Source organism: Frigoribacterium sp. CFBP 13605 (genome assembly GCF_014839405.1).
In the GTDB taxonomy this organism is placed as follows: domain Bacteria; phylum Actinomycetota; class Actinomycetes; order Actinomycetales; family Microbacteriaceae; genus Frigoribacterium.
Genome location: NZ_JACYNS010000137.1, coordinates 1 through 5625, shown reverse-complemented (window position 1 = coordinate 5625; position 5625 = coordinate 1). Strand labels below are relative to the sequence as shown.

Annotated in this window: 6 protein-coding genes; 3 read left to right on the top strand and 3 right to left on the bottom strand. The window is 75.1% G+C overall.

From position 1 onward, the window contains the following. Together IFT36_RS14885 and IFT36_RS14880 are read left to right on the top strand one after the other, a co-directional pair. Window positions 1–1166, top strand: a 1166-nt coding sequence (locus IFT36_RS14885; RefSeq protein ID WP_200413538.1) for a glycosyltransferase, incomplete at its 5' end; no start/stop codon positions are given. Next, the gene (locus tag IFT36_RS14880; protein WP_249408665.1) at window positions 1163–2665 is read left to right on the top strand and encodes a nucleotide disphospho-sugar-binding domain-containing protein; all 1503 of its coding nucleotides are present in this window, start codon (window positions 1163–1165) and stop codon (window positions 2663–2665) included. The genes IFT36_RS14885 and IFT36_RS14880, both read left to right, overlap by 4 nt. A gap of 138 nt (window positions 2666–2803) precedes the next feature. On the opposite strand, the gene IFT36_RS14875 is transcribed toward IFT36_RS14880, so the two are convergent. Continuing rightward, window positions 2804–3601, bottom strand: coding sequence for an SDR family NAD(P)-dependent oxidoreductase (locus tag IFT36_RS14875; protein ID WP_200413537.1), 798 nt, complete (start codon window positions 3599–3601; stop codon window positions 2804–2806). A gap of 78 nt (window positions 3602–3679) precedes the next feature. On the opposite strand from IFT36_RS14875, the gene IFT36_RS17030 reads away from it, so the two are divergent. Then, window positions 3680–4288: a TetR/AcrR family transcriptional regulator gene (locus IFT36_RS17030; protein WP_056044705.1), complete on the top strand. Its 609-nt coding sequence runs from the start codon at window positions 3680–3682 to the stop codon at window positions 4286–4288. 85 nt (window positions 4289–4373) lie between these two features. Here IFT36_RS17030 and IFT36_RS14865 read toward each other — a convergent pair whose 3' ends face one another. Both IFT36_RS14865 and IFT36_RS14860 read right to left on the bottom strand, forming a co-directional pair. Further along, complete coding sequence (locus tag IFT36_RS14865; protein ID WP_200413536.1) at window positions 4374–5030, bottom strand: galactosyltransferase-related protein; 657 nt, start codon at window positions 5028–5030, stop codon at window positions 4374–4376. A gap of 171 nt (window positions 5031–5201) precedes the next feature. Further along, window positions 5202–5625: ROK family protein (locus IFT36_RS14860; protein WP_200413535.1), on the bottom strand; the 424-nt coding region annotated here is incomplete at its 5' end.

Below are 5625 nucleotides of genomic sequence, written 5' to 3'. Positions count from 1 at the left end.
CGCTGCGGGTGGCGGCCCGGCGCGGCATCCGGCGGGTGCTGCGTGCCGCGGGCGGCGTCGACCTGCTGCACCTGCGGATGGCCGACGTGGGCAGCCTCGCGGCGGCCGACGTCGCCCGCGAGCTCGACATCCCCGTCGTGTTCACGGTCGCGCCCGACCCGCACGCCGTCATCCAGTCGCTCGACCTGTCGGGCGCGCTGACCCGCGAGACCTTCGGCGACGTCGACGAGGTCGAGCACTTCTGGTTCCGCACCCGGCTCGTCCAGCAGCTCGCGTCGAACGCGTCGCACACCGTGCTGTTCCCCCGGCCCGAGCTCGAGCGCGACATGCGCGAGCTCGTCGGCATCGACGTCACCTCGCACCCCGAGCGCCACACCATCGTGCCCGAGGGCATCGACCTCGGCGTGGTCGACCGGTCGGTCGCCGAGGCCGCCGAGCACGCCGCGGGCCTGCCCGCGACCCCGCCGCTCGCCGAGCTGGGCGCGTTGCTCGAGACCCTGCCGCCCGAACGTCGCGGCCTGCCGCTGCTGGTCAGCGTCGGACGACTGCACCGGGTCAAGGGCATGGCGACGATCGTCGAGGCCTGGGCCGACGGTCCCCTGCGGGACCGCGCGAACCTCCTGCTGATCGGCGGTGACCTCGAGCACCCGAGCGCCGACGAGCGCGAGCAGCTCGACCTGATCGACGCGATCGTCCCCGCGAGCCGGCACCGCGCCTCCGGACTCCTGTTGCCCGGCCACCGGCCGAACGACACGGTCGCCCGGTGGGTCGCCGCGGCCCGCTTCGGCCTGCCCGGGCTCGCGGCGCCCCGCGGCGTCTACGTCTGCGGCAGCCTGAAAGAGGAGTTCGGCATCGCCCTGCTCGAGGCGATGGGCTCCGGTCTGCTCGTCGTCGCGCCGCAGGGCGGCGGGCCCTCGACCTACGTGCGTCAGGGTGACACCGGCTGGCTCACCCGCACCTGGGACGTCGACGCCCTGCGCCTCGCGATGGGCGAGGCGCTCACCGCGGCCTCGGTCGAGACGACGGAGGCGCGCGCGGCCCGGTCACGCGACACCGTCGAGCGGTCCTTCACGATCCAGGCCATGGCGCGGTCGCTGTCGGGCGTCTACGACACGGTGCACCACGACGAGCTCGAACAGCGCGAGTGGAGCGTGAGCGCACGATGACCCTGCTCGTCGTCAGCCCCGACTACGCGTCGCACCTGCTGCCGCTCGCGACCCTGGCCACCGAGTGGCGCGACCGGGGCGAGCGCGTCGTCGTCGCGACCGGCCCGGCCACCGCCGCCATCGTCGAGTCGTTCGGCTTCGAGCGCGTGCACCTGCAGCTCGGGCGCGGCTCGAACCCCGGGGTGATCCGTGCCGAGGAGCAGGTGGCCGAGGAGGACGCGTCGCTGCGCGGCTTCTTCGACGCCACCCGGCTCGGCATGGTCGAGACGCTCTCGTACCAGGCGCGCGAACGCCTCACCGACCTCATGTGGCAGCCGGTCGCCACGGCCCGGGCGGTGCTCGACGTGGTCGCCGCCGTCCGGCCCGACCAGATCGTCGTGGACCACCTCGCGTTCAGCGCCCGGCTCGCGCTCGTGGCCGGCGGCGTGCCGTTCGCCGACGTCGTGCTGGGGCACCCGACCGCGCTGCCCGTGGGCGACGAGGTGTACGGCTGCCCGCCCGAGTGGCCCGCGGCGTTCGGCGGTGCCGGCGCCGGTGCCGACCCGGCGCTGGCCGGAGGCCGCACCACCGTCGAGTCGTCGAACCACCCCGGAACGCGGTTCGACGACGCGAGCGTGGTGCGAGCTGCCGGAGATGCGTCGGCGGTGCGATCCGACGCCGGCGCGGCGCCCGACGGCGTCGCCGGGCTGCGCGAGTTGTGCGAGCGGGTCGACGCCTCGTTCACCGCCGAGTGGAACGCCGCGCTGGCCGAGCTCGCTCCGCACCTGCCGCCGTCGACGAGCGCCTTCGGCGAGCACGGCGACCTGCTGCTCTACAACTACCCGGGCGAGCTGGCCGACCCCGAGCGCGAGGCCCTGCTGCCCCCGCACGTCTGGCTCGGATCGGCCGTGCGTGCCGAGCCGGTGGACGCCGAGGTCGCCGCCTGGCTGGCCGACGGCGCCGACCCCGCGCCCGCGCCCGACCTCGACCCCACGTCCGACCCCGATCCCGCCCCGTTCGTCTACGTCAGCTTCGGCAGCTTCCTCTCGGTGCGGTCGGACGTGCTCGGGCGCGTGGCCGAGGCCCTGCGTCGGGTCGGGGTGCGGGCCGCGATCGCGCTCGGCTCGGGCGACCGGGCCGACCTCGGCGAGGTGCCGAGCGACTGGCTCGTCCGCGAGTTCCTGCCGCAGGTGACGCTGCTCGACGCGGCGACCGCGGCCGTCACGCACGGCGGCAACAACAGCGTGACCGAGGCGATGACCGCGGGCGTGCCCGTCGTCGTCCTGCCGTTCTCGACCGACCAGTTCGCCGGGGCCGCCGCCCTCGAGCGCACCGGGGTGGGCGTGGCGCTCGCCCCGAACACGGCGACGGTCGACGAACTGGCGGAGGCCCTGCGGCACGTGCTCGACCTGCCGACGCGCGACCCCGGTGCGGCCGGACGCCTGGCCGGGCTGGCGGCGTCCCTGCGCGAGACGCCCGGACGGGCACGAGCCCACGCGGCGCTGACCGGGCGCGACTGACCGAGCCGGCCCGCGCCTCCTCGGCTCGCCCCGCCTCCCCAGCTATCACGACGTGCCGCTCGCCTTCGCGGGCGAGCGGCACGTCGTGGCGTCTGGTCCGTCCGGCCGAGGGCCGACCGGCAGGAGGCGCGGGTCGGCCTACATCGTCCGGGTGTGGAGGATGCCGCCGTCGACGTCGAGCAGGGCCCCGTGCACGAAGGCCGCCTCGTCCGACGCCAGGTACCGCACCGCGTGCGCGATGTCGACGGGACGCACGGGTCGACCGGCCGGGGTGGCCGCGGTCAGGGTGTCGAGGACGGCCGCCGACTCGGCGTTGCCCGGAGTCGACGTCGCACCGGGTGCGACGCTGTTGACCCGGACGCCGCGGGGGCCGAACTCGGCCGCCCAGGTGCGGGTCATCTGCTCGACGGCGGCCTTCGACGCGGTGTACATGGCGCCGAACGGCACCCCGACCCGGGTCATCCACGAGCCGATGTTGACGATCGAGCCGTCTCCACGGTCGGCCATCGCCGGGGCGAGGGCCCCGACGAGCACGTGCGGCGCCCGGACGTTCGTCGCCAGGATGGCATCGAGGTCCGCGTCGTCGAGGGCGTCGGTCGGCATCGTCGGGTAGACGCCGGCGTTGTTGACCAGGATGTCGACGCGACCGCCGAGCACCTCGGTGGCCCGGGCGGCGAAGGCGCGGACGTCGGCGTACGGGCCGGCGAGGTCGGCGGGCACGGCGTGGGCCGAGCCGCCCCGGGTGGTGATCGCGTCGACCACACGTCGGGCCCGGGCGTCGTCGCGGCCGCTGACGACGACGGTGGCACCGGAGGCGGCGAGCACGCGGGCGATCGCCTCGCCGATGCCGCTGGTCGAGCCGGTCACGAGGGCGGTGCGACCGGCCAGGCGGTCGTCGGTGGGCAGGGAGTCGAGGACTTCTTCATTGGACTGCATGGTCCATTGCTAGCACGGACTGGACCGTCGAGTCCAGTGTTCGTGGACCGAATGGTCCACTCGACGTAGGATCTCTCCGTGGACGAGACGAAGATCACCGAGCGCGGGCGGCTCACCCGCCAGAGGATCATCGACGAGACCGGTCGGCAGATCCTCGCCGCGGGCATCGGCGGGACGACGCTCGACACGGTGCGGGCCGCGACGCTGACCAGCAAGAGCCAGCTGTTCCACTACTTCCCCGGCGGCAAGACCGAGCTGATCCACGAGGTCGCCCGGTGGGAGGGGCGCCAGCTGCTCGAGGCGCAGGAGCCCGAGATCCACGACCTCGGCACCTGGGAGTCGTGGGAGCGCTGGCGCGCCGCCCTGGTCGAGTACTACATCAGCCTCGGCCGCTGGGCGTGCCCGATCGGCACGCTCGCGGCCCAGGTCGCCGCCACGGACGCCGAGGTCGAGCGCAGCGTCAAGGCGAGCTGGGACGCCTGGCGCGAGCAGCTGGCCGCGGGCATCCGGCGGCTGCAGGCCTCGGGCTCGGTCGACGCCTCGGCCGATCCGGTGCGCGTCGCCACCGCGATCATCGCCGCGATCCAGGGGGGACTGCTGCTCAGCCAGTCGGAGCGGGCGGGCTGGCCGCTCGAGGCCGCACTCGACCACGCGCTCGGCCCGTTGCACACCGTCCGCCGCGACTGACGCGGGTCGTCCGCCGGACGTGCCCCGCGCCTCCTGCGCTGTCGCCCTCCGGCGCTGTCGCCCTTCGGCTCTGTCGCCCCTAGCTCTAGGCGCCGAAGACGACCGCGCGCATCGCGTCCTCGCCGACCGCCGCGTCGCGGTACCGCTGCATCAGCGCGGCGTTGGCGTCGTACTGCGGCCCCTCGCGCACCTCGGCCTGGTGGTGCAGGGCGAAGACCATGCCCTCGTGCCGTCGCGGGGCCTCGCCGAGCAGGGTGGTGTGGGCGAGGTACCAGGCCGCGTCCTCGAAGCCCCAGCCCCGGAAGCGTTCGTCCTGCCCGCCGTGGCTGCGCCACGAGGAGGCGCGGGTCACGTAGACCCCCGAGCAGGCCCCGCGCACGAGCTCGAAGTCGCACTGCTCGAGGGGGGTGCCCGCGGCCGCCTGCGCGGTGCCGTCGCGTCCCAGCCAGTGGTACTCGGTGTAGGGCAGGTGCACCCGGCCGCTCGTGCGGGCCGCCTCGATCGCCGCGAGCAGGGGCTCGCGTTGCGGCAGGGTGTCGGCGTCGCCGATCACGGCGACCTCGTCGTCGGCCAGGCCGGCGACCCCGAGGTTGCGGCACTGGGCCAGGTTGAACACCGGGTCGGGGGAGTCGATCGTGCGGATCTCGGCCTCGGGCAGGGCGTCCGCGTACCAGTCGCGGACGACCTCGAACGCCGCGACGCGACTGGGTTGCGGACGCCAGGGGAGCACGACGGTGACCATCCCGCGAGCCTAGCGGCGTGCGCCGGGCCGCCCCGCGCCTCCCGCGCCGCCCCGCCGGCCAGGGGCCGCGAACCCCGTTTGCGAAGACGAACCCCGTTCTGTCGGGGTTCGACTTCGTGAACGGGGTTCGAGGCCGGGTGCATCGCCGTCCGATCGCACGCCGAGCAGTCGTCAGGAGGCGCGGGTCGCGTCCGCCGCACCCGGCAGCGTCAGCTCGAGTGCGTGGCCGCGCACGTGTGCCAGGGCCCGCTCGACGGCGCCCGTGGTCACGACCGCGTCGCCCAACGTCGAGGCGACGACCTCGGGCGCGGCCCGGTGCGTGAACCGGCTGAGCCACGGTGTCGTCCGGTCGAGCAGCAGTCCGAGGGAGGGCGCCACGGCCCCGGCGACGACGATGCGGTCGACGTCGAGCATGCCGCTGAGCATGGCGCAGACGCGTCCGAACCGTTCGGCGGCCTTCTCGACCAGGCGCAGGGCGGTCGGGTCGCCGGCGTCCGCCGCGGCCAGCACGGCGGGGGCCTCGAGCTCGTCGAGCGGGATCGCCCGCAGCGGCGACGAGGCCGGCACGGTGCCGAGCTCGCGCGCGGCCCGGGCC